Origin of the sequence: Paenibacillus sp. S29 (genome assembly GCF_049319765.1) — a bacterium.
Lineage (GTDB): Bacteria > Bacillota > Bacilli > Paenibacillales > Paenibacillaceae > Paenibacillus > Paenibacillus polymyxa_B.
Window position 1 is genome coordinate 422213 of sequence record NZ_JBMOUI010000002.1, and the last position, 24325, is coordinate 446537.

The 24325-nt window shown below is 47.0% G+C and carries 18 protein-coding genes; 17 read left to right on the plus strand and 1 reads right to left on the minus strand.

All coding sequences use genetic code 11. The annotated features are described in order from the left end of the window. Positions 1 to 63: 63 nt before the first annotated feature. From nth to ACL9RM_RS05080, 17 genes are all read left to right on the plus strand, one after another. On the plus strand, positions 64 to 738 hold the full coding sequence (gene nth, locus ACL9RM_RS05000; protein ID WP_023989081.1) for an endonuclease III: 675 nt from the start codon (positions 64 to 66) through the stop codon (positions 736 to 738). 57 nt (positions 739 to 795) lie between these two features. Beyond that, on the plus strand, positions 796 to 1068 hold the full coding sequence (locus tag ACL9RM_RS05005) for a hypothetical protein (RefSeq protein WP_013310628.1): 273 nt from the start codon (positions 796 to 798) through the stop codon (positions 1066 to 1068). A gap of 483 nt (positions 1069 to 1551) precedes the next feature. Next, the gene (locus tag ACL9RM_RS05010; RefSeq protein ID WP_069289780.1) at positions 1552 to 5214 is read left to right on the plus strand and encodes a dynamin family protein; all 3663 of its coding nucleotides are present in this window, start codon (positions 1552 to 1554) and stop codon (positions 5212 to 5214) included. Between the two features lie 263 nt (positions 5215 to 5477). Then, positions 5478 to 7253: an ABC transporter ATP-binding protein gene (locus tag ACL9RM_RS05015; protein WP_061831566.1), complete on the plus strand. Its 1776-nt coding sequence runs from the start codon at positions 5478 to 5480 to the stop codon at positions 7251 to 7253. Next, positions 7250 to 9088, plus strand: a complete 1839-nt coding sequence (locus ACL9RM_RS05020) for an ABC transporter ATP-binding protein (protein WP_250261151.1) — start codon at positions 7250 to 7252, stop codon at positions 9086 to 9088. The genes ACL9RM_RS05015 and ACL9RM_RS05020 overlap by 4 nt, the downstream gene beginning before the upstream one ends. A gap of 129 nt (positions 9089 to 9217) precedes the next feature. Next, positions 9218 to 10402 (plus strand): formate-dependent phosphoribosylglycinamide formyltransferase, encoded by a 1185-nt coding sequence (gene purT, locus ACL9RM_RS05025; protein ID WP_250268682.1) that lies wholly within the window; start codon positions 9218 to 9220, stop codon positions 10400 to 10402. Continuing rightward, positions 10395 to 10856: a GNAT family N-acetyltransferase gene (locus ACL9RM_RS05030; RefSeq protein ID WP_061831569.1), complete on the plus strand. Its 462-nt coding sequence runs from the start codon at positions 10395 to 10397 to the stop codon at positions 10854 to 10856. Before purT ends, ACL9RM_RS05030 begins: the two co-directional genes overlap by 8 nt. A 207-nt stretch (positions 10857 to 11063) precedes the next feature. Then, a complete protein-coding gene (locus ACL9RM_RS05035) occupies positions 11064 to 11804 on the plus strand; it encodes a CAP domain-containing protein (protein ID WP_069289777.1) in 741 nt (246 codons plus the stop codon). A 227-nt stretch (positions 11805 to 12031) separates the two neighbouring features. After that, entirely contained in the window at positions 12032 to 12712 is a 681-nt protein-coding gene (locus ACL9RM_RS05040) for a TIGR00266 family protein (RefSeq protein WP_322171511.1), read from the plus strand. A 175-nt stretch (positions 12713 to 12887) separates the two neighbouring features. Continuing rightward, the gene (locus ACL9RM_RS05045; RefSeq protein ID WP_250268680.1) at positions 12888 to 13838 is read left to right on the plus strand and encodes a GDSL-type esterase/lipase family protein; all 951 of its coding nucleotides are present in this window, start codon (positions 12888 to 12890) and stop codon (positions 13836 to 13838) included. Beyond that, positions 13835 to 14911, plus strand: coding sequence for an ABC transporter ATP-binding protein (locus ACL9RM_RS05050; protein WP_250268679.1), 1077 nt, complete (start codon positions 13835 to 13837; stop codon positions 14909 to 14911). The genes ACL9RM_RS05045 and ACL9RM_RS05050 overlap by 4 nt, the downstream gene beginning before the upstream one ends. Next, positions 14904 to 15893, plus strand: coding sequence for an ABC transporter permease (locus tag ACL9RM_RS05055; protein ID WP_235309635.1), 990 nt, complete (start codon positions 14904 to 14906; stop codon positions 15891 to 15893). The genes ACL9RM_RS05050 and ACL9RM_RS05055 overlap by 8 nt, the downstream gene beginning before the upstream one ends. A gap of 98 nt (positions 15894 to 15991) precedes the next feature. Next, positions 15992 to 17971 carry a DNA topoisomerase IV subunit B gene (gene parE, locus ACL9RM_RS05060; protein ID WP_061831574.1) on the plus strand — a complete coding sequence of 660 codons (1980 nt, stop codon included), beginning with the start codon at positions 15992 to 15994 and terminating at the stop codon, positions 17969 to 17971. Between the two features lie 22 nt (positions 17972 to 17993). Beyond that, complete coding sequence (gyrA, locus tag ACL9RM_RS05065; RefSeq protein WP_250268678.1) at positions 17994 to 20456, plus strand: DNA gyrase subunit A; 2463 nt, start codon at positions 17994 to 17996, stop codon at positions 20454 to 20456. Between the two features lie 275 nt (positions 20457 to 20731). Further along, positions 20732 to 21202: a MarR family winged helix-turn-helix transcriptional regulator gene (locus ACL9RM_RS05070; protein ID WP_061831576.1), complete on the plus strand. Its 471-nt coding sequence runs from the start codon at positions 20732 to 20734 to the stop codon at positions 21200 to 21202. 265 nt (positions 21203 to 21467) lie between these two features. Then, complete coding sequence (locus ACL9RM_RS05075; protein WP_250261159.1) at positions 21468 to 21953, plus strand: MarR family winged helix-turn-helix transcriptional regulator; 486 nt, start codon at positions 21468 to 21470, stop codon at positions 21951 to 21953. Beyond that, positions 21937 to 23439 (plus strand): DHA2 family efflux MFS transporter permease subunit, encoded by a 1503-nt coding sequence (locus tag ACL9RM_RS05080; protein ID WP_061831578.1) that lies wholly within the window; start codon positions 21937 to 21939, stop codon positions 23437 to 23439. Before ACL9RM_RS05075 ends, ACL9RM_RS05080 begins: the two co-directional genes overlap by 17 nt. Positions 23440 to 23574: 135 nt before the next feature. Here ACL9RM_RS05080 and ACL9RM_RS05085 read toward each other — a convergent pair whose 3' ends face one another. Next, on the minus strand, positions 23575 to 24321 hold the full coding sequence (locus tag ACL9RM_RS05085; RefSeq protein ID WP_250261160.1) for an RluA family pseudouridine synthase: 747 nt from the start codon (positions 24319 to 24321) through the stop codon (positions 23575 to 23577). Positions 24322 to 24325: the final 4 nt, after the last annotated feature.

Sequence of the window (24325 nt, forward strand, 5' to 3'; positions counted from 1 at the left end):
TGACCGTCTTGATGCGGGCTATCCCGTATCAAGACGTTTTTTTTGGTAGGAGGTAGGATTTCCGTGAATGCAGCAACCGCACGTCATATATTGGACACCATCGGTACGATGTTTCCGGATGCCCATTGTGAGTTGAACCATGACAATGCTTTTGAATTAACGATCGCCGTGTTATTGTCTGCTCAATGCTCCGATCAGATGGTCAATAAAGTAACGGCAGACCTGTTTCAAAAATACAAGTCACCTGAGGATTATTTGGCTGTTCCTCTTGAGGAACTGGAGCAGGATATTCGCAGAATCGGCTTGTACCGAAACAAGGCCAAGCATATTCATAACCTCTGTCGTATTTTAATAGACCAGTACGGGGGAGAGATACCTTCAGAGCACGATCAACTGGTTAAGCTACCCGGTGTCGGCCGCAAGACAGCTAACGTCGTAGTATCTACTGCTTTTAATGTACCAGCTATTGCGGTAGATACGCATGTAGAGCGTATTTCCAAACGGCTCGGTTTTGCAGGGTGGGATGATTCAGTGCTTGAGGTGGAAAAAAAGCTGATGAAGAGGGTACCTAGGGATGAATGGTCTTTGACCCACCACAGGCTTATTTTTTTCGGACGCTACCATTGCAAAGCTCAAAATCCTCAATGTCAGGTATGTCCGTTGCTTGATGTGTGCAGGGAAGGCAAGAAACGTATGAAAACGTCTCTTATCAGAAAAGATAAGGAACGTAGAGCTTAAAGACCCACAGAGGTAACAAAGGGTTTAACCATTTATGTGTAGAAAAGGATGAAGAGTATGAAGTGCATTTCGGTATATACAGACAATTTTGAAGCGTTCTCTGATATTTTTGAGCAAATTGTAACAACAGAATTTGCTGAAAACGAAGAGCGCGAGCTTGAGGGAATCACGGTTAGTCATTCCGGTGATGTACCTGAGCATTATCTGGAGCGTATGTCACAAAAGCCAGAAGTGGTCGTAATGAAGGACAAATCCCGTGGGATTACGATTTTACAGCATGGTCAAGTATTTGAAATTTTGCTGCCAGTGCTTGAGACTGCAGCCAATTAAGTTCAATTAGCGGACGACATGCGTTGCATGTTCCGGTGTAGGCGGCTCGGCTGGTTTATCCAGCCCGAAGGCGCATTATACATGAACCTTGCAGACCATCCTGATATGGCTAGGGCCTATTCCAATGAAGTGTGCATACGTTTTGCACCCTGAATTATGGTATCGCGTTCCCCGTGTTCCAAAAGGTGAATGTACGTGATGAGTAGGCTCACCCGTTGTATACATATCTTGCTTCGTCGTTGTCCTTTAAGTGGGCTTTGATGAAATGCATTCGGTTGCCAAAATACTTATTCCTAATGATCCGTTTTGGACAGAATAAAATGAACTTATTATTATCATGTACAAAAACAGCGTTCCCTAAAGCCAGGTACTGGCGGGGAGCGCTGTTTAGTTTTTTTGATGTGATGATTCTCACAACGGCTTAGGAATGCTACAATATAGCTATTTGATGCAGACAAGTGATAAGGAGTGGAACCGTAGCTTATGATGCAAACGATTACAGGAGATGCGGGAAAGTGGTTGGATACGATAGAACAGATACAGAATACATTGCGTAAAGCCGGGGACGAAGCGGGAGCGAAGGCGACAGGTGATCTGCTGGAAAAAGCATATGTGCAGGAGCTGACCATTGCCTTTTGTGGACATTTTTCAGCGGGTAAATCGAGCTTGATTAACAGCCTATGTGGTAAAACCGTGCTGCCATCTGGACCGGTGCCTACGAGCGCTAATGTAGTGTCCATCCGTTATGGGCATCCGAGAGCGCTCATTCATCCAGTCAAATCAGCGGAAAATCCAGAGCCGGAAATCATGGAGGCCTCCCTGTCCGAGCTTGCTGAGTATTGTAAAAATGGTGGAGCCTATGAATCGGTTCAAGTGTGGGAGGATGTTCCCATATTATCTAGCGGAGGAGTGTTGCTGGATACACCAGGCGTAGATTCCACAGACCACGGACATGCGCTGGCGACACATTCTGCTTTACATTGGGCAGATATTGTTTTTTATGTGATGGATTACAACCATGTCCAATCTGAAAATAATTTGTCCTTTGCCAAAAGTTTGTCGGATTGGGGCAAGCCGTTATATTTGATCATCAATCAAATCGATAAACACCGGGAGCGAGAGCTTTCATTTACACGTTATCGTAAAGAGGTGGAGACTAGCTTTCATGCCTGGCAGGTTCATTATACGGATATCCTCTTTACTTCCTTGAAGGAGCAGAATCATCCATGGAACCAGTGGAAACAGTTGACGCACCTGATCCCGAAATTGCTGGAGCGAAAAACAGAGCTTTTGGCATACAGTTTAGTGTCCTCTATGCACCATTTGGTAGAGCAACATGTGGAGACTGTGCAGGCAGCTGAAGAAGAGGAACTGAACACACTGCTAAAAGAAGCAGGTGGAGAAGAAGCCATTTTGCGCCTGGATATAGAGCAGAAAACCTTGCAGCAAGAAGATGAACACTGGAAGATGCTTCCGGAACAGGAGCGTAAACGACTGCGTCAAGAGCTGGATCATCTACTGGAACACGCACATTTGACGCCAGCGGAGCTACGTGAAGCGGCAAGCGAATACTTAGAGAGCCGCAAGCCGGGCTTCAAAACAGGACTATGGTTTGCAGGAGGAAAGACTGAGCGAGAAAAGGAAAGCCGTTTGGAACGGCTGACAGGAATGCTGACTGACCAGGTGGAGGGACAATTGCTTCCTCATGTGCGGGAGCTACTGAGGTCTTGGGGTGACGGTCAGGGTTTATGGTCCGCTGCGATGGAGCAGGAGCTGGATGACATCCGCCCTGTAACGGATCGGCAACTGGTAGAGCAGACGGTGAAGGAAAATGCGTTGTCGCCGGAGTATACGTTGAACTATTGCAAGGATCTACGTGCTGCTGTGACCGCCGATTGCCGCCGCAAGGCGCTTACGCTAGTAGACCGCCTGCTGGCCCAGCTTGCAGTGCGAGCCGAAGCCCGCCGCGCGGCTCTCGCGGATGCGCGCACTGCGCTGCTGGCGCAGACGGAGGCGGCGAGCCGCTACAGCACCCGCGTGCAAGCTTCGGCTTCGCACGCCAGCCTGCTGCGCAGCTTGCTGCCGCAGGCTTCCGCGCCAAGCGGGTTGCCCCGTGCGGACGCGCCTGCACCTGCGTCCGATATCTCCGCTGCTGCCTCGCCAGCTGCGGCGCCAACGGGCGTTGCGCGTCCTGATATCGCTGGCTCGCGGAACGCATCGGCGCAGCCGCTAGCAGGAACGGCGGCAGCACAGCCTGCCGCCGGAGGCCGCCGCACGCGGCTGGATGCAGTAGCGGCCCGATTGAAGGCCGCCGCTGCCCTGGTAAGCCCATACCCTGCCATGCAAACGGCGGTACGGGATTTACATGCCCGCGCCGCTGCGCTGGAGGGTGGGCAGTTTACGCTGGCGCTGTTCGGAGCGTTCAGCGCTGGGAAATCTAGCTTCGCCAACGCTTTGCTGGGTGAAGCTGTGTTGCCCGTATCACCGCATCCGACGACAGCGGCGATTAACCGCATAATGGCGCCTGCAAGTGCTGAGCGCCATGCCACGGCTGACGTCCATATGAAATCAGTGGACGCGTTGCGGGAAGATCTTAAATACTCATTTCGGCTATTAGGATTGGGGGAGCCAGCGGCAGCGGGCTGGCAAGAAGCCGTTCATGCTTTATCTCCGGAAGGCATCCATCCTGCGGGTAGGCCCCATTATAGTTTTTTGAAGGCTGCCGCAGCGGGATGGGAAGAAGCTGAAAGCTTGCTGGGACAACAGCTTCAGGTGGATTTAGAGCAGTATCGGGATTTTGTTGCGTCTGAGCACAAATCATGCTTTGTGGAGCATATCGACCTTTATTATGATTGCGCTCTGACCCGTCAGGGCATCGTGCTAGTGGATACGCCTGGAGCGGATTCTGTGAATGCACGGCACACAGGCGTGACCTTCAACTATATGAAGCATGCGGACGCTCTTGTATTTGTCACCTATTATAACCATGCGTTTACGCAAGGCGACCGACAGTTCCTGAACCAACTAGGTCGAGTTAAAGAGACCTTGGCGCTCGATCAGACGTTTTTTATTGTGAATGCATCAGATCTAGCTTCTTCTGAAGAAGAACTTCATTCTGTTACCCGGCATGTACAGGAACAACTACAGGCGAATGGAATCCGAAAGCCACGCATTTATCCGCTTTCCAGTATGCTGGCGTTGGAAGCTGCCGAACAGGGAGAGGCTTCATTGCGTTCAGCTTCACGTTTTGATGCATTTGAAGATGATTTCTCGGCATTTGCAGCCGAAGAGCTGGCAGGTCTGTCCATTGCTTCTGCTATGCAGGAACTGAGCCGGCTGCGGAACCGCATAGAGCAACATGCAGCCGATGCCCGGTATAGCGTAGAAGAACGTGAGATCCGATTCGAGCGATTAACTCGCATCCGTGGGGAATTGGAGCATACGCTCCTAGACCTGACTGACAGCAACGGTGCATCTGTGTTATCGGGCGAAACCGATGAACTGCTGTATCATGTCCGTCAAAGGCTGTCCTATCGGACTGGAGAATTTATGGCAGAGGCGTTTCATCCATCTGTTCTGCGTGAAGGAGTAGGTGATCTCCGTTCGGCTTTTGCATCTTGTGGTCGTGAGCTGATGCGCTTGATCGAACTGGAGCTGTCTCAGGAATTACTGGCAACCACACTCCGGCTGGAAAAAACGGGACAAATTTTGGTGCACAAGGCTATACAACAATGCGTAGAACACATGAACCATCAGTTGCCAGGACTAGATTGCACAATTCCTGAATCCAGAAAATGGGCTGTTCCCGAGCTGAATGAAATTTCCCTGCAGGAGTCCATTCATTGGAAGGATTATTGGAATAGCTTTAAAAATCCAAAGCTATTCTTTGAAGGAATTGGTCGAGCGAATCTACAAACCAAACTGGAGCCGATATTACGCGAGCGAATCGGGGAAGCTGTGGATCAGCAACGAGAACGAATGTCTTCTTTTTACGTTACGCTGATGCAGGAGGAGCAAATGTGGCAGAAAGCTCAGCTTCGAGAGCAAATGCTGGAGACGATTCGTGGCATGGAGCATGCCCTTATGGGCGGTGAGCAGCCACAGGTTTGGGAAGAGCTTGCTGGCAAGATTGCGGCTTTGGAGTAAAGATAAATAAGTACACCATTTATTTAAGTTCAGGACACCGGGTTGTGGGACAACCCGGTGTTTTATGCATGCTCCAAAAAGAAAGCAATACTGAGTAAATAGCCATATTCAATAATAAGAAAGCGATTTAATTTGTCTAATCACCCACCACTTGATAACCTGCCTGAATACGGCTCGTTATCCTCTTTGCCGCCTTGGAACGCGAGTGGTAAACTTCACTAAGCCATATAACAACGTCGTGCAACTAATGGAGGGACATTGACATGGAAGTGCTCAGGCAACTGCAAGTTTTTTTTCGCGAGAGGAGACACTATCTGTTTCTTTCTATTTTATGCCTTGCGATAGCGACGGCTCTGGGACTGGTGTATCCGAACCTGCTCCAAAGGCTCATTGATAACGCTATCATCCCTGGTGACTTTGGGAAAGTACCGGCGCTGGCTCTGACTGTGCTGGGAGTAGTCATCATCAAAGGGTTCATGCAATTTTTACATGGTTTTTTTGGTGGACGGCTAGGTAACTATCTGGCGTACCGACTCCGCAATGCTTGTTACGAAAAGCTACAATTTCTGTCCTTCAGATATTATGACACTGCCAAAACGGGTGATCTCATGTCCCGACTGACTGGTGATTTGGAGGCAATTCGTAACTTTATTGGGTTTGGTTTTGCCCAACTCCTCAATGTGCTACTGATGGTCGTATTCGGCTCTATGATGATGCTGTATATTAACTGGCAGCTCACCCTCATTACGATGATCAGCATGCCATTGCTGCTCTTCGTCACATTCAAGTTTGAATCCCGGATTCATCCCACCTTTCAGGAAATGCGGATTGCCCTTAGCGCCTTGACGACAGCGGTCCAAGAAAATATAACAGGTGTGCGAACCGTCAAATCTTTTGCCCGCGAATCCTATGAAGTTGAGAAATTTTCAGTACGTAATGAACAATACAAGAGTAATCAAATTCAGGCTGCTTCCTTATGGAGTCGGTTTTTCCCCGCTATGGAACTGATTGCTTCTGTCAGTGTGGTCCTTCTGTTGGGCATGGGGGGGTATCTGGTTATTCAGAAGTCAATGACCTTGGGGCAGCTCGTCGCTTTCTTTAGCTTAATTTGGTATATTATCGGCCCCATCTGGAGCATTGGCTTTCATATCAATAACTATACGCAGTCCAAAGCTTCTGGTGAAAGGGTCTTGGAACTGCTAAATCAGTCCATAGATGTAACCGATGAAGCTGGAGCACTTACACTCAATGCCGATCAGGTGGAAGGACATGTTACGTTTGAACATGTTACCTTTGCTTACGGAAATAAGCTTCCTGCTGTTGTTGACATCAATTTAGACGCACCGCCAGGATCAGTCATTGGAATTTTAGGAGGAACGGGGTCTGGGAAGTCTACCATTATTCAATTACTCATGCGCGCTTATAATGTGAATGCAGGAAGTATCAAGTTGGATGGCAAGGATATACGTCACTTAAAGATTCGCGATTTGCGTGCTCAAATTTCTTCCGTGTTTCAGGAGACGTTTTTGTTTTCGTCCTCTATACGCAACAATATTTCATATGGTTTAAGTCATGTCAGTATGGATGACATCATACGCGTTTCCAAACTGGCTCAGGCGCATGAATTCATAACTGAACTACCGCTGGGTTATGACACTGTCGTCGGAGAACGTGGATTGGGACTGTCCGGAGGACAGAAACAACGGATCGCCATCGCACGCGCACTACTCAAAAATCCGAAGATTCTGGTTCTGGATGATGCTACCAGTGCGGTCGATATGGAAACAGAGCATGAAATACAGACCGGTTTTCAAGAGGTTATGCGTGGTCGAACAACATTCATAATCGCTCATCGAATCTCTTCGCTTCGTCATGCTAATGAAATTGTGGTGCTTGAGGAAGGGCGAATCGTTCAGCGTGGAACACATGAACAGCTCATTGCTACTCCAGGTCCATATCAGGATGTGTATCATATTCAATACGCCGATTACATAGCTCAGGCTCCAGACGGTGTATCCGAAGGGCAGGTGAGACCATGAATATACCCGCAGAAAAAGTCAAACCGTTAAAAAGACCAACGAATGAGCGCTTTGTCTATCAAGATGATGATGTCATTGACAAACCGTTTAACTGGTCAGAATTCAAACGTTTGTTGGCATACATGAAGCCTTATGCCCGTCAGATTTTGCCGATCCTTCTCGTCATGATGATTCTCGGCACCATTACCAAGCTGACCGTTCCTTATTTGATCAGTCTGGCCATTGATAAAGCAATTGCTCCCGCATGGCCTGCACTGCCTAGCGTAAAGTTGCTGTTGCTCATCACGGGTGCCGTGCTCTTGTTATATTTAATTCAATGGGCAGCCAGCACGTACCGCATTAAATTCACCAATATTATCGGTCAACGGGTTATTTACGATTTGCGTGAAGATTTGTTCAAGCATATTCAAAAGCTATCTTTTAACTTTTTTGATAAGAGACCGGCAGGTTCTGTATTAGTGCGCGTGACGAATGACATTAACTCGCTACAGGATCTATTTACGAACGGTGCAGTGAATGTCCTGATTGACTGCGTACAGCTTATCGGAATTATTGTCATTTTGCTGCTTATTAACTGGAAGCTCGGTTTAGCGGTAATTGTCACTGTTCCGATCATGTTTTTGATCTCGACCAAGCTGCGCGTACGTATCCGCCGCGCTTGGCAAGAAGTGCGTATGAAGAACTCGCGTATCAACTCTCATTTGAATGAGTCTATTCAGGGGATTCGTGTGACACAAGCGTATACGCAGGAGCAGGAAAACATGGCTTATTTCGACGACATGAACAGCTCTAGCAAAAAATCGTGGGATAAGGCTTCTGCCATGAATCAGGTTTTTGGCCCACTTATTGATATTACCGGGGGATTTGGTACGCTTGTGCTGTTTTGGTTTGGAGCGCATTTAATCCAGACAGATCAGCTTACGGTGGGGCTACTGGTTGCTTTCGCCAACTATGTTGGGAACTTTTGGGAGCCAATTAATCGGCTGGGCCAAATGTATAATCAGTTACTGGTTGCGATGGCTTCGTCAGAACGAATTTTTGAGTTTATGGATGAACAGCCGAATATTGCAAACAAACCGGGAGCAATAGCCTTGCCGCCGATTCGGGGAGATATCCAATTTGAAAAGGTCATTTTTGAGTATGAAAAGGGACGTCAGGCGCTTAAAGGTATTAATCTTTCTGTCGAGGCGGGTCAATCTATAGCGCTTGTGGGTCATACCGGATCAGGTAAAAGTACAATTATTAATCTGCTAAGCCGTTTTTATGACATTACGTCAGGGCGGCTTACGATTGACGGTCATGATGTGCGTGATGTCACGGTGGAGAGCTTGCGAAGCCAGATTAGCATCGTACTTCAGGATACATTTATTTTTTCGGGGACGATCCGTGATAATATTCGATTTGGCCGTTTGGATGCAACGGATGAGGAAATTGAAGCGGCTGCGAAGGCGGTCAATGCTCATGAATTTATTGTTCACTTGCCAGCTGGCTATGAAACAGAGGTAGAGGAGCGGGGGGGAATGCTGTCCATGGGTCAGCGACAGCTCTTATCCTTTGCTCGTGCCTTGCTGGCTAATCCGCGAATTCTTATCCTAGATGAGGCCACAGCTAGTATTGATACAGAAACGGAGTTGAAAATTCAGGAGGCTCTTCAGGTTTTACTAGAAGGCAGAACTTCTTTTATGGTCGCTCACCGTTTGTCCACCATCCGTAATGCTGATCATATCGTTGTACTGGATCATGGGGAAATCCAAGAAAGTGGTAATCATGAACAATTGATGAAAAAACATGGAATATATCGGGGGCTGGTGGAAGCACAGTTCAGATTTTTGTAAAAAAAAGATCAAAAAATCGCGTTTTTTGTAAATTTTAATGCCGAGCACTATTGCATTCTTGGAGCTAAACCCTGAAAATAAAGATGAAAAGAGATCAGAGCAATTTCGTCAGAGGGGGAAGAGTTCAAGATGTGGGGTGCTCCTTTTTCTGCCAAGGCTAAGAAGATGCTGCTGCTGGGTAGCGGCGAATTGGGAAAAGAAGTCATTATTGAAGCTCAGCGGCTTGGCGTGGAATGTATTGCTGTAGATCGCTATGAACTGGCTCCAGCAATGCAGGTGGCCCATCGCTCTCACTGTCTGGATATGCAGGATGCTGAGGCGTTGAAGGCACTAATTCGTAAGGAAAAGCCCGACATAATTGTACCTGAAATCGAAGCTATTGCTACGGGTGCTTTGGAAGAATTAGAGCAAGAAGGATTTCACGTAGTACCAACGGCCCGTGCCGCCCGTCTTACGATGGACCGGGAAGGTATCCGCAGGCTGGCTGCCGAGAAATTAGAGCTTCCGACTGCTGCCTATCGTTTTGCAGATAACTTTGAGCAGTTGCGGTTGGCGGTTCATGAGCTGGGCACGCCATGCGTGGTCAAGCCCTTGATGAGTTCGTCGGGTAAAGGGCAGTCTGTATGCAGGGCAATCGAAGATGCAGAATCCTGCTGGAATACGGCGCTGGAAGGCGCGCGTGCCAAAACAACACGTGTCATTGTTGAAGCTTTTGTCCCGTTTGAGAGCGAAATTACCTTATTGACCGTCAGATCGGTTTTGGGTACGACTTTTTGCCCACCGATTGGCCACATTCAGAAAGATGGGGATTATGTCGAATCCTGGCAGCCTCATGGTATGACGGACAAGCAGCTTTCGGAAGCGGAAGAGATTGCCCGTAGGATAACGGATGAACTGGGTGGTTACGGATTGTTTGGCGTAGAGCTATTTTTAACAGCTGATGGCGTCATATTCAGTGAAGTATCCCCTCGTCCGCATGATACAGGAATGGTGACCATGATTACGCAGGATTTGTCGGAATTTGCGCTTCACGTGCGGGCCATTCTCGGATTCCCGGTGCCATCCGTCACGCTGCTTACACCAGGAGCTTCAGCTACTTTGAAGGCAGAAGTGACTACGCGGGATTTCGTAATAAGCGGTCTGCATGATGCATTATTGCTACCCCGGACACAGGTGCGAGTGTTCGGGAAGCCTGAAACCAAGCCGGGACGCCGGATGGCTGTAGCGCTTAGCGCTGCAGAAGATGTGGAAACAGCACGGAAGACGGCCAAAGAAGCTGCTAATATGCTGAAAGTGGAGGTAAATCATGTCTAACAATGTGATGATTCCAGTACTGACAATTCGTTCCGTAGAGCTTGGCGATTGCGAAGCCGTAACTGGACTACTAAGAGAAGTCGGATACCCGATGACTTGTGGTGTAATGAAAGAAGTTATGGGAACAGCGCGGGAGGACAGTCAAGCGAATATGATGGTTGCAGAAATGGATGGTCGTGTTGTCGGAGTAATCGGCATGCATACGGCTCAAAGCTTGGCTTATCCTGATCCTGCCGTACAAATCACCATGCTGGTCGTGAGCGGGGAGTATCGCGGCGAGGGCATTGGCAAGCGCCTGGTCGCTTGTGGTGAGGAGTGGGGACGTGCGCAAGGATGCTATCATTTATTCATTACCGGAGCGAATAACCGCATCAAACAAGTAGAGGCCCGAGCTTTCTACAACCGAATCGGCTTTGAAAAGCAAGGCTACCGTTTCAGCAAAAAGCTTAGATAATCAGCCTATAACAAGACAATCTAATACTTGAAGCCTCACTACTTTAACTTAGTTCCGCATGGGTCAATTCCGAGCGGGGCTATTTTTTTTCCAACTTTTATACCATTGATCCTGCTATAAAACATGATATACTGCTAGAGTAAAGATTACAAAGTTGTAACCAGACGCGTTCACACCAAGGCATTTATACAACAAGGAGATGACGAAATGAAGAATATGTTGAAAAAAACACTGGTGATGGGAAGTCTTAGCGCCATTTTATCCGCAGGATTCATCGTTCCGGCATCAGCTTCACCAGCTGACGATTTGACTGCCCAACTACAACAATGGTTTCAAAATAACGGATATACCGTCAATATGTCCAACGGGACGACTACGATAACAAAGACCGTAATTAAGGATGTTTCTGAAAAGGACAAGGCTAAAAACAAAACAGCAAATCCTTCATCCGGCAAACAAACAACAACCAAACAGGGTGGCCAAAAGGCTTCGCAGTCTGGTACCAAGCAACAGACTCAAAAACAAAACACAAACTCAGGCGCGGGTCAGTCTGCAGGTACGAATGCACAACTCAGCAAGTCCCAATTTGCAGCTGAGGTTGTAAAGCTTGTAAATAACGAGCGCAGCCAAAAAGGTCTCAAGCCCCTCGCATCGAATGCGAAGCTTACAGAAGTAGCCTTAGTCAAGGCGAAGGATATGAGTACGAACAATTACTTTTCCCATACATCTCCGACCTATGGTTCACCATTTGATATGATGAAAAAATTCGGTGTAACTTATACGTATGCGGGTGAGAATATTGCTATGGGACAACAAACACCACAAGAAGTGATGAAAGCCTGGATGAACAGTCAGGGACATCGTGAGAATATTTTGAAGGCAGAGTTTACACAAATCGGTGTGGCTTACTACAATGGGTATTGGGTACAAGAGTTCACACGTAACTAAGATGATAGTAAATACGTTCCCAACGTTATGTCGCTGCTACGAAAAGATAGTGACGTGACGTTAATCTAAAGACCCGCTGACACGTTCAGCGGGTCTTTTGGTGTCTCTTCATCTTCCAGTGGCATAACCACTGCTTTATACCAGAAAAGACATAAGGGACGTATTTATAGTATGATAGCAGCAAGTTGGATAGATATCAGACTACTTATGGAAAGCCAGGTGAACAAATGAGCTACGAAATCGTGCATGAAGGTGCCTTTGCTATGCTCAAGGTGCAGTTGAAACCCGGGGAAATGATTAAAGCAGAAATGGGAGCGATGGTTTCCATGTCTTCCAGTGTAGATATAAAGGGGACGGTAGACGGTGGATTGTTACGTGGCTTAGGCAGAATGCTGAGCGGAGAAAAATTCTTTTTTCAAGAACTGAGGGCAGCCCGGGGACCGGCTGAGGTGTTGTTAGCCCCTGCTAGTATAGGTGATGTACAAGCGGTGGAACTGGATGGCACGTATAGGCTGTTGGTCCAAAAGGACGGTTTTCTGGCTTGCACAGAAGGCATTGAGGTTAGCACCAAAATGCAAAACCTGATGAAAGGTTTATTCTCCGGTGAAGGTTTTTTTATCGTAGAAATCAGTGGTCGAGGTACGGTATTCCTGTCCTCTTATGGGGCCATTCATCCCATTTATATTGCGCCAGGAGAAGAGCGTATTATTGATAATGCTCATCTGGTGGCATGGCCGGATTATATGGATTATAAAATTGAAAAAGCATCTAAAGGCTGGTTGTCCAGCGTAACGAGTGGAGAAGCACTTGTATGCCGCTTTCGCGGTGAAGGAACGGTACTGATTCAAAGTCGAAATCCGGGCAGTTTTGGACAATGGATCAAAAGTTTTATCCCTGATAGCAAATAGTTTGATTCGTCTGATTAGAGATGAGAAGATCAACTGTTCGCACAAGAAAGTATAATATAAGGATGGTCATTTGCCATCCTTTTTTTGCCTGTTCATGGGAAATTATATGTGACTCTAAGCATGTATTGCGCTTTTATTCCGAACGGTTTATTTGCAAAATGATATGAGAAGCTTTATGTTTATTTCACTAAGCTATCAGGAGGGAACACGAGTGAATTCATCAAAATGGATTTGGCGGTCTGTCGGTTCCATTTCCATTGCCGCCACATTGCTATTATTGTACGGATTTTTTACAGCAGTACAAAGTATCACGGCTCCAGAGCCAATGGTTAGCACTCAACCTGTACATTCCGGTTCATCGCAGACACAAACTGCACCATCAGCTACTAATCAGACGGGAGAGTTTCGGGTAGCTGCCATTGGAGATTCGCTAGCCAAAGGCACGGGGGATGACTCCGGAAGTGGTTTTGTGCGCCGGTCGGTGAGCTTGTTGAATAATCAGGAAGGCCATAAGGCTCAGCTCATAAATAATCTGGGGATTAATGGGCTGACGACTCAAGGGCTATTGACCAAGCTGGATGAGCCTGGTGTTTCTTATGTGTTGAAAAAGGCTAACGTCATTATTGTCTCGATTGGCGGAAATGATTTATTTCAGGGAGCTCAGGCTGCCCAAACTGGCAAAGAGCCGCCTACACTCAGTGGTTTGCGTAAAGCTGTGCCTGATGCCGCCAAACGTCTGCAAAAAGTGCTGACAAAGGTAGGGAAAATCAATCCGAATGCTAAAATTATCTATGTCGGATTATATAATCCATTCAGTGATCTGCAGGAAATGAAAATTCCCGGTAATCTTGTAGTAACAGAATGGAATCTGGCTGCCATGGCAATTACCAACCAAAACAGCAATATGACTCTGGTTCCAACTTTCGATTTATTCCAGCAAAATTTGCCCGTCTATTTATCATCCGATCATTTTCATCCAAACGGACAGGGCTATCAGGCAATCGCTGAACGTATCGCGCAAGGGTTTGCAGTTGCAAACACGAAGGATGCCGATAAAGTGGATAATGAACAACAGTCTACAAGTAGCCAACCCGCTGAAGTGAAAAAGGGAGGAAACAAGCAATGAGCATCCAATCTGCTGACAAGACCGGGGCTGGAATAACCGAAAAATCGACATCAAGGGATGCATTGTCCAGTTTCCATTCCGCCAATCAGGTTTGCAGCGGAGGCAGAGACAGAAGCAATACCGAAACAGTTCTCTCTGTTCAGCACGTTAAGAAACGTATCAAACGCAAAATGATCATTCATGATGTCACATTCGACGTTCGTGCGGGTGAAATTTTCGGATTTCTTGGTCCTAATGGGGCTGGAAAAACGACGACTATTCGTATGCTGGTCGATTTAATTAAGCCTACGGAAGGGACGATTACCGTCTGTGGTCATAATGTAAATCGTGACCCTGAGCAGGCTTTACGGCATATTGGTTCTATTGTGGAAAATCCAGAGGTGTACAGCTACCTGACAGGGTGGGAGAATTTAGAGCATTTTGCCCGTATGCAGCCTGGTGTAGACGAGCAGCGTATCCGCGAAGTCGTTGAGCTGGTTCGGCTCGATCGCCGTATCCACGATAAAGTAAGTACGTATTCTCTCGGAATGCGCCAGCGCCTAGGTATAGCCCAAGCCTTGCTAGGTAGACCGAAATTACTCATTTTGGATGAACCGACGAACGGGTTAGACCCCAAGGGGATCAAGGAAATGAGAGCTTTTATCCGTTTGCTAGCGGCAGAAGGCATGGCTGTATTTGTTTCCAGCCATTTGCTCAGCGAAATCCAGCTGCTATGTGATCGGGTGGCAATTATAAGTCGGGGAAAGGTGCTAGCTGTAGGTGGTGTACGGGAACTGGTTGAGACGCACTCGCACATGGCCGTGTGGCAACTGGAGCCTCGTGATCAGGGTCTTGCCATATTGCAAAATTCTCCGCATGTGCAAATGATTACGAATGCCGATGAATTAATTGATGACAGCATTGTTGCAGGCAGCGGAGCCGATGCAATTTTTACAGAAATGGATGAAGAGCATATTGCGGAGCTGGTGACACAAATGACGGCTTCCGGTATTTCCGTTAAAGGTGTAACCAAAATCAACCCTACACTGGAGCAGCTATTCCTGAAAATGACGGAAGGTGAGATACTTGAATAACATTTTACCGCTCGTACAAAATGAAACGCTCAAAATTATCAAGAAGAAACGATTTTATGTCATTTTACTTGTTTTACTTGTGCTTGTGCCGATTTTTACGTACGCTCAGATGAAAGTGGCAGAAAACAATCGCGAAAAATTCGGCAATGATTGGCGGCTTGAACTGCGTCAGGCCATTACCGATAATCAAAACTCGCTGGGAAGTGACCGGGTTCCCGAGGAATGGAAGACCTATCGTCGGGTCTTTGTGCAGCAGATGCAATATTATTTGGAGAATGATGTGAATCCTAATGAGCCGAGTGGTGTCACCTTTACCAGAGAGTTTATGGATAATTCCATAAATCTGTTCGTTCCGCTGTTGATTATGGCCATTGCCTCCGACTTGGTTTCTGGAGAACGGACGACAGGCACGATAAAAATGTTGCTGACTCGCCCAGTCAGGCGGTGGAAAATACTGCTGAGCAAGCTGTTGACATTGTATATGTTCGTCTCGCTCATCATTTTGGCTGTATTTATAATTAGCTATCTCATATCAGGCTTGTTTTTTGGTTTTCGCGGTTTTAATGTTCCGGTATTTACCGGATTTCAAATTGTTGGATCGACGGTGGATTTGTCTGCTGTACATGCGATTCCACAATGGCATTATCTGATGCTGCAAGCCGGATTGATCTGGTTTGTCAGTCTTGTGGTAGCTTCGTTAGCCTTTATGGTATCTGTCCTGGTACGAAGTACGGCGGCAAGTATCGTGGTCATGATGGCTGCGCTTATTTCGGGCACTATTTTGACAAACATGGCTTCATCTTGGCAGAGTGCTAAATATTTATTTATGGTTAACCTCGAATTAACCGATTATTTATCTGGAAGCCCCGCCCCGATTGAGGGAATGACCTTACCCTTTTCTTTAGCTGTACTGTGCATTTGGGGGGCTGCGGCATTGATTGTTTCATTCGCCGTCTTTACGAAACGGGATATATTGAATTAAAATGGACAAGGTAAAAGAAAACATCTGTTTGCATTTTTGGTGAAAATCATCAAGAATAAGGCAAAACACGGTTACGATTAGACAAAGGGGGAGCATGAATGGTCGACAAAATCGACTTGTCTGCGGGAGTATCCGGCACACAAAGCGGAGCTTCAGAATATGGCGTGGACGACATTCAAGTGCTCGAAGGGCTTGTGGCAGTTCGCAAACGGCCGGGCATGTACATCGGGAGCACCAGTTCTTCGGGACTGCATCATTTGGTATGGGAAATTGTAGACAACGCGGTGGATGAACATCTTGCCAAGTTTTGCTCTCGCATTGATATTACAATGCATAAGGACGGTTCCGTTACAGTATCAGACAACGGGCGCGGTATTCCTACAGGAATGCACAAAACGGGAATTCCTACGCCTCAGGTTGTATTCACCATTTTGCACGCCGGAGGTAAGTTTGGCGGTTCGGGATATAAAAAGTCTGGGGGTCTGCACGGTGTAGGTGCGTCTGTAACGAACGCTCTTTCGGAATGGCTTGAAGTAGAAATTTACCGGGACGGCAAGATTCACCGTCAGCGGTTTGAATATTGGCAGGACAAGAAGGGCGTGGAGCATGTCGGAGAACCGACCACAGGCCTTGAAGTGCTGGGCAATACTAACAAGACGGGCTCGAAAATTACATTTAAACCGGATATTCGTGTTTTTCAGGCAGGCATTCATTTTAACTACGATACGTTGGCTGAGCGCCTTCAGGAAATTGCTTTTCTAAATTCGGGCCTTCGTATTCAACTTAAAGACGAACGCAGCGGAAAGTCAGATGAGTATTTTTATGAGGGTGGCGCAAGTCAGTTTGTTGCTTTTCTGAATGAGGGCAAGGATGTGCTACATGACGTTATTCACTTTAATGCCGAGAAAGAAGACATTGAAGTAGAGATTGCCATCCAGTACAATGCGGGTTATACAGAGACGATTGCTTCGTTCGTTAACTCCATTCCGACACGTGGCGGAGGCACGCATGAAACGGGATTCAAAACCGCTTACACTCGTGTCATGAACGACTATGCGCGCAAAACGGTGATGTTGAAAGAAAAGGATAAAAACTTGGAGGGCAACGATCTACGTGAGGGCATGATGGCTGTAATCAGTGTCAAAATGGCTGAAGTTGAATTTGTCGGCCAGACAAAGGATCAGCTGGGTAGCGCTTCGGCACGGAGTACAGTGGATGCCATCGTATCTGAGCAGATGCAGCGTTTTTTGGAAGAAAATCCGCAGATAGCACAAACTTTGATCAAGAAGGCAGTTCAAGCATCCAGAGCGCGTGAAGCTGCACGTAAAGCTCGGGACGAGATGCGTTCCGGTAAAAAGCGCAGTGAAAGTTCCAATTTGAATGGTAAACTGTCGCCTGCGCAGTCCAAGGATTTTACACGTAATGAGTTGTTTATTGTGGAAGGCGATTCAGCTGGAGGATCAGCCAAGCAGGGACGGGATTCTAAAATTCAGGCCATATTGCCGCTAAAGGGCAAGCCGATGAATCCGGAAAAATCCAAACTGGCGGATATTATGAAGAATGATGAGTACCGTGCTATTACAGCAGCTATTGGTGCGGGGGTAGGAACAGAGTTTTCGCTGGAAGACAGCAATTATTCCAAAATCATCATTATGACCGATGCAGATACAGATGGTGCGCACATTCAAGTGCTGTTGTTGACGTTCTTTTATCGGTACATGAAAGAGCTTATTGATGCAGGACGCATATTTATTGCTCAACCGCCATTGTATAAAATAACTCGAAAGTCGGGTAAGCTCGAAACGGTGCGTTATGCTTGGACTGACGAGCAACTTGATAATTATTTAAAAGAATTTGGACGAAATTTTGAGCTTCAGCGCTATAAAGGACTTGGGGAAATGAACCCTGATCAGTTATGGGAAACAACGATGAATCCCGATTCACGCACCTTGTTACGCGTTCAGATAGAGGATGCAGCCAAGGCTGAACGCAGGGTGTCCACTTTGATGGGTGATAAGGTGGATCCGCGCAAGCGCTGGATCGTGGAAAACGTAGATTTCACGGAATACGTAGAGTAGTGCTATCAAAAGAGGTGTATACATGAGCTTATCGGAGCAGTTTTTGCCAGCTTTTCTGGAGGAAGTGGTCGGTGACCGCTTTGGCCGATATTCCAAATATATTATTCAGGATCGGGCGATACCCGACGTACGGGACGGATTAAAACCCGTACAACGTCGTATTCTTTATGCAATGTACGATTCGGGCAATACGCCGGATAAAGCATATCGTAAATCAGCCAAAACCGTTGGGGACGTTATGGGTAATTACCACCCCCACGGTGACTCGTCGATTTACGATGGCATGGTACGGATGGCGCAGCCTTGGAAAATGAGTCACGTGCTGGTGGATGGTCACGGTAACTGGGGCTCCCAGGATGATGATCCGGCGGCAGCTATGCGTTATACGGAGGCTCGCTTGTCTCCGATCGCAATGGAAATGCTGCGCGATATTGAAAAGCGTACGGTTTTGTTCAAGGACAATTTTGATAACTCGGCCAAAGAGCCTGTTGTGTTGCCGTCTCGTTATCCAAATTTGTTGGTGAACGGTTCCAGTGGGATCTCGGCAGGATTTGCGACAGAGATCCCTACACATAGTTTACGCGAAGTTATTGATGCCAGCATTGCGGTGATGGAAAAGCCGGAGATTGAGCTGGAAGAGATTATGACCTTTATTAAAGGTCCTGATTTCCCGACGGGCGGACTCATTATGGGTGGCGAAGGCATCAAGGACGCTTACCGCACGGGAAAAGGACGCATTTATATTCGCTCCAAAACGGAAATTCAGTCTTTGCGCGGAGGCAAGCAGCAGCTGGTCATTACCGAGATTCCGTATCAGATCGTCAAATCAAGGCTCGTAACCGCCATGGAAAATATCCGTCTGGAGAAAAAGGTGGAAGGGATTGCCGAGGTTCGTGACGAAAGTGGACGAAATGGTTTGCGCATCGTTGTGGAGCTGAAGAAGGAAGCTGATGCGGAAGGGATTTTAGCTTATTTGCTGAAAAAAACCGACCTACAGGTGGCATATAACTTCAACATGGTAGCCATTGTGAACAAGGCGCCACATCAGCTTGGGCTGAAGTCCATTTTGGAAGCGTATATCGCCCATCAACGCGAAGTTGTCACTCACCGTATCCAGTATGAACTGGAAAAGGCAGAGGATCGTGCCCATGTGCTGGAAGGTTTGGTCAAAGCACTGAACATTCTGGATGAGGTCATCGCAGCCATAAAAGCTTCCAAAAATCGTCAGGACGCACAAAATAATTTGCAATGGATGTTTGGTTTTAGCGAACGGCAGGCAGATTCTATTTTGACCTTGCAGTTGTACCGTCTCACCAATCTGGAAATCACAACGCTTGAAAAAGAACTGGGTGATATCCAGAAAAAAATCGCGCAATATCGTTCTATTCTGGAAAGTGATCGCAAGCTGATCAGCCTGATTCGCAAGGAACTTTTGGAAATTCGCGAAAAGTACGGCATTGACCGTCGTTCAGATATCCAGGGCGAGGTAGAAGAGATTAAGGTGAACCTGGAAGTCATGGTGGGAGCAGAGGATGTACTGCTGACACTCTCGAAAGATGGCTATGTGAAACGTACAAGTATGTTGTCATTCACTCGTTCAGGCGGGGAACGTTCAAGTTCTGGTGTTAAAGAAGGGGATTACGTTACCCAATTGCTTGATGTGAATACGCTGGATGTATTGCTCGTCTTCACCCAGCGCGGACAATATTTTTTACTGCCTGTACATCAGGTGCCAGAGTATAAGTGGAAAGAGCCGGGCACACCCATTGTCAACGTCATTCCGTTATCGAAGGAAGATCGTATCGTAAGTGTTATTCCGCTCAAAAACATCGAGGAAATCGGCAAAAGTCTAGTATTTGTAACAAAGAAGGGCCAAGTAAAGCGTACAGAATTAAAAGAATATGCTACAAAACGTTCTAGTGCCGTAGCCGCCTGCAAAGTAGCAGGGGACGATGAGGTATTATCGGTAACGTTAAGCGAGGGTACCCGGGATATTATGCTGATTACCCGCGCGGGTATGAGTATACGCTTCAAGGAGCAAGAGGTTAATGCGATGGGTCGCGTATCGGCTGGTGTCAAAGGTATACAGCTAGCGGAAGGCGATGAAATTATCGCGGCGTTATGGGTAGAAGAGGATGAAGGAGAAGTGTTGGTGCTGACCGAGTCTGGTTATGGTAAGCGTACGCTTCTGTTGGACTATCCTACACAGGGAAGAGGCGGCAAAGGTATCACTACCTTTGAGTTCAAGGAAGGCAAACGAGTACGTTCGAATGGAACTCGAATCGTGGCTGCCTTCTATTGCCGTGAAGCTGTTCAATTATTTGCAATCACAGCAGAAGGACAAACGATGTCCTTCCTTTCGGAAAAGGCTCCTTTGACCGACCGAAAGGATACAGGCAAGCTGCTGGCTCCAGTGGAGAAGAAGGACGAAATTGTGAATGTGCTGCTGCGTAGTGAGCCGCAAACTTCTCAGTCCATAGAATAATAGGAAAGTCAAGCGCTTATTAGCTCGAAAAAGAGAGGTCCTCTCGTGCCATTCCGGCACGAATGAGGACCTTTTTGCCGTCATGGTGTCGAACTCTGACCAGCCTTCAAAACCGAGGTGAGACTTCCTTCCCCTTTTCATTTGATGCTCCAAAAACGGCAGGAAACCGGGGCTGAATGGCGAAAATTTAATGTGATGAAATACAATCCGGACGGTGGCCCATACGGTAACTTTGATGCTTTTACTGACCCTGTTATCTAAAGGAGTGAGGCAAAATGCAAACGACCGAATTTGCGAAAATCTGGTCCAGAATGGCTAAGGATTATAAGGTTCATATGGAGCAGCAACTGGCTCCATCACTAACCGAAGCTCAACTTACGGTGCTGGAGGTTTTGAACGAATACGGCCGTATGAAACCGTCTCAACTAATCCCATATCTCGCCACCACACCAGCCGCGGTTACGATGCTGCTGGATCGGATGGAACGGAATCGACTGGTCACCCGTTTCAGAGACGTAAAAGACCGTAGAATTGTATGGATTGTCATTTCAGATCAAGGGAGAGAAGAAGTAGAGCGTGGATTACGAATACGGGATGATTTTCTGGGTTCTGCACTAAACCGAATTTCTCAGCACAATCAAAATTTGCTGGTTTATTTGTTGGGGAAAATTACAACGAAGGCGAAGACATCAGTATCGGCAAGTGAGACTGAGGGAGTAAAGGAACCAATAGAGCGAGCAGAATAACTAGAATGGTGGCTACATGAAAAGTAGCTGTACGCAGCAGATTATCATTTTAAGGCAAATAGGAGTGCGCGGATGTAAATACCTATCGTGGTATTCATACCGCGCTTTTTTGTGTTGAAGTATAGATGATATTTGGGTGAATGTTGACATTTACATAAGAGATGATAAAATAATAGTTATTAATAAATAACAATTCGTGTACAAATAGTTGCTTGTTTATGTTATATGGATTGTGAATTGGGTATTAGAAAGAAGGATGGTTTCAGTGAGTGACAGAGAGGAAGACAGACTTGAGGTGTACCGGATTATTCAATCGGTAAGGGAGGTTAACAAAACGATATTTTATGCCTTCTGGAATGAGGAGCAGCATTTGGATCTGACGGCCATTCAGCATATGGCTTTGGCAATTCTGAATAAACGCCCCAACATCGGATTATCCGAGTTGGCAGATATAGCGCATGTGGGAAGCAGCTCTATGAGTGGAGTGGTTGACCGCTTGACCAAGGCGGGATATATTGCTCGCGGACGGCATGAGCATGACCGTAGATCCTTAGTGTTGACGCTTACGCCGGAAGGGAAAGATATCATGCAAAAAGTAGACGCCATGTGGATGGAGCGCGTCTTGCCCATTCTGGACATCCCGAAGGACCAGCTAGAGATGGTCCTGGATATCCATAAACAAATGATCATGAAATTAACACCGAAGGGAATGAATCAACTTGAGCAGTCCTCAAATGACACTACCAGGTAATGTACGCAGAGCACCCATTGTGGCCGCTCTGTTGATTGGCGCGATTGTAGCGATATTAAATCAGACGTTGATCAGTGTGGCTTTACCGAAAATGATGAGTGATCTGAATATAGATGCCAATATAGCTCAGTGGCTCAGCACGGGCTTTATGCTCGTGAATGGGGTATTGATCCCGGTGACCGCGTTCTTGATTGCCCGTTTCTCCACTCGTAAATTGTTTATTAGCGCGATGACTATTTTTTCAATCGGGACGCTGTTATGTGCTATAGCGCCAAGCTTCAGCATATTGCTGATCGGTCGGCTTATTCAGGCCGCGGGGGCAGGTATCATGATGCCCTTAATGATGGTCGTTATCTTGAACATCTACCCAATAGAGCGTCGTGGCCGGGCGATGGGAACCCTGGGGATTGCGATGGGTTTTGCTCCAGCCATTGGGCCAACCTTATCCGGTTATATAGTACAGCATTATGACTGGCGGGTATTGTTCTGGATCATCCTGCCGATATCAGTAATTTCAATTGTGATCGGATTTATTTTTCTGAAAAATGTAACGGAGCAGTCCAAGCCAAAGCTGGACATTCCAGGCATCATTTTGTCTACGCTCGGTTTCGGTGGACTGTTATACGGCTTTAGTGATGCAGGAACATCAGGTTGGGGAAGTATTCCAGTCCTGTCTACGCTTATCGTTGGGACAATTGCGCTTATTTTGTTTATTGTTCGCCAACTGAAGGCAGATGAGCCTATGCTGGAGTTCCGTATCTTTAAATACGATGTATACAGCTTGACGACAATCATTAATGTGATTGTGACGATGGCTTTGTACGCCGGTATGATATTGCTTCCGATTTATTTGCAAAATATTCGGGGTTTTACACCGCTCCAGTCTGGTATGCTGATGTTACCGGGAGCGATTCTGATGGGGCTCATGTCTCCTGTAACGGGGGCTATTTTTGACCGAATCGGAGCACGCTGGTTGTCTGTAATTGGCTTGCTGATCATGGTTATAACGACTTGGGAATTTACAAGGTTGACCGAAACAACCACCTATATGACACTGTTAATTAATTATACGGTGCGGATGTTCGGGATGTCGTTGCTGATGATGCCGATCCAAACGGCCGGGTTGAATCAGCTTCCGCAACGATTGAATGCACATGGTACGGCGATGAGTAATACGCTGCGTATGATTTCCGGCTCGATTGGGACGGCAATTCTGGTGACAGTGATGTCCACACAAAGCAGCAACCGCTTGACATCGATTGTTACATCTGAGGGACTAAGCGTGACGGATAAAGCGGGGATGCTGGCTGCAGGTAATCAAGCTACGATTTATGGGATTAACTCGGCTTTTATCATTGCAACAGCGTTGAGTGTGGCCGCTCTGATTTTAGCATTTTTCATCAAAAATACGAATGCACAAAACGCCCATCCCCGTCAACAGCTGGTAAACAGCAAGAAGGGGCAGTCCGTGGCTTCCTCGTCATAAAAGGATGAGATGACGCATTAATTTAATTTTCTGCAAAAAAAAGAACCTGCAATGCATGGTTGTTCACATGCGTTGCAGGTTCTTTGTGCAAATGGGGTCGAAGATCGATATTCAGATAGAGCAGGGCTTTCCGATTCAAATTTCAGACGTAATCATGTTCTCATAAAGCGACCTTGGCCATTCATTCCATGGAAATTGGACAGGAGGTAACGAGTGAAATCTCATATCGTCCTTGCTAACCGGATGCGGTGCTCCAGCGAGTAAGGACCAGAGCGCCAGCTGTTGACCGGATCGGCTCAGATGACCGCCATATTTTTGGTCACCGTAGAGGGGACAGCCGATCGCCTGCATTTGCACACGAATTTGGTGTGAGCGTCCGGTGTGCAACTTAATCTGCACGAGACTGAGTCCATCTGCTTGTCCGATCACGCAGTACTCCAAAATGGCTTCTTTCGCACCAGCTGTGCCAGGTCGAACCGCTTGAACCGTGTTGGTTCGGCTATCCTTTAGCAAGTAATGGGTTAGACGGCCCTGTGGGTCCGTCGGAACGCCATTCAGAACTGCGGTATACAGTTTGTGAAAATGACGACTTCGTACCGACTCTGACAGGCGAGAAGCAGCTTTGGACGTCTTAGCAAAAATCATGGCCCCACCTACAGGCCGATCCAGTCTGTGAACTAAGCCCAAAAAAACGTTACCAGGCTTATTGTGTCTGATTTTTAGATCTTCCTTGAGTAAAGACAACAGATCAGGATCACCACTGGCATCCTCTTGCGTTGGAACATTGACAGGCTTTACAACTGCCAAAACATGATTGTCCTCATATAGGACAGGAATGTTGGGCAGTGCATGCTCATGCCGGGTAAGTTCATTTTGAGTCATAAGA

Excerpts from the sequence above, each read along its gene's own strand:
- ACL9RM_RS05005 (WP_013310628.1), top strand. The coding sequence starts at position 796 with ATGAAGTGCATTTCGGTATATACAGACAATTTTGAAGCGTTCTCTGAT.
- ACL9RM_RS05010 (WP_069289780.1), top strand. The coding sequence starts at position 1,552 with ATGATGCAAACGATTACAGGAGATGCGGGAAAGTGGTTGGATACGATA.
- ACL9RM_RS05015 (WP_061831566.1), top strand. The coding sequence starts at position 5,478 with ATGGAAGTGCTCAGGCAACTGCAAGTTTTTTTTCGCGAGAGGAGACAC.
- ACL9RM_RS05020 (WP_250261151.1), top strand. The coding sequence starts at position 7,250 with ATGAATATACCCGCAGAAAAAGTCAAACCGTTAAAAAGACCAACGAAT.
- purT (WP_250268682.1), top strand. The coding sequence starts at position 9,218 with ATGTGGGGTGCTCCTTTTTCTGCCAAGGCTAAGAAGATGCTGCTGCTG.
- ACL9RM_RS05030 (WP_061831569.1), top strand. The coding sequence starts at position 10,395 with ATGTCTAACAATGTGATGATTCCAGTACTGACAATTCGTTCCGTAGAG.
- ACL9RM_RS05035 (WP_069289777.1), top strand. The coding sequence starts at position 11,064 with ATGAAGAATATGTTGAAAAAAACACTGGTGATGGGAAGTCTTAGCGCC.
- ACL9RM_RS05040 (WP_322171511.1), top strand. The coding sequence starts at position 12,032 with ATGAGCTACGAAATCGTGCATGAAGGTGCCTTTGCTATGCTCAAGGTG.
- ACL9RM_RS05045 (WP_250268680.1), top strand. The coding sequence starts at position 12,888 with ATGTTTATTTCACTAAGCTATCAGGAGGGAACACGAGTGAATTCATCA.
- ACL9RM_RS05050 (WP_250268679.1), top strand. The coding sequence starts at position 13,835 with ATGAGCATCCAATCTGCTGACAAGACCGGGGCTGGAATAACCGAAAAA.
- parE (WP_061831574.1), top strand. The coding sequence starts at position 15,992 with ATGGTCGACAAAATCGACTTGTCTGCGGGAGTATCCGGCACACAAAGC.
- gyrA (WP_250268678.1), top strand. The coding sequence starts at position 17,994 with ATGAGCTTATCGGAGCAGTTTTTGCCAGCTTTTCTGGAGGAAGTGGTC.
- ACL9RM_RS05070 (WP_061831576.1), top strand. The coding sequence starts at position 20,732 with ATGCAAACGACCGAATTTGCGAAAATCTGGTCCAGAATGGCTAAGGAT.
- ACL9RM_RS05080 (WP_061831578.1), top strand. The coding sequence starts at position 21,937 with ATGACACTACCAGGTAATGTACGCAGAGCACCCATTGTGGCCGCTCTG.
- ACL9RM_RS05085 (WP_250261160.1), bottom strand. The coding sequence starts at position 24,321 with ATGACTCAAAATGAACTTACCCGGCATGAGCATGCACTGCCCAACATT.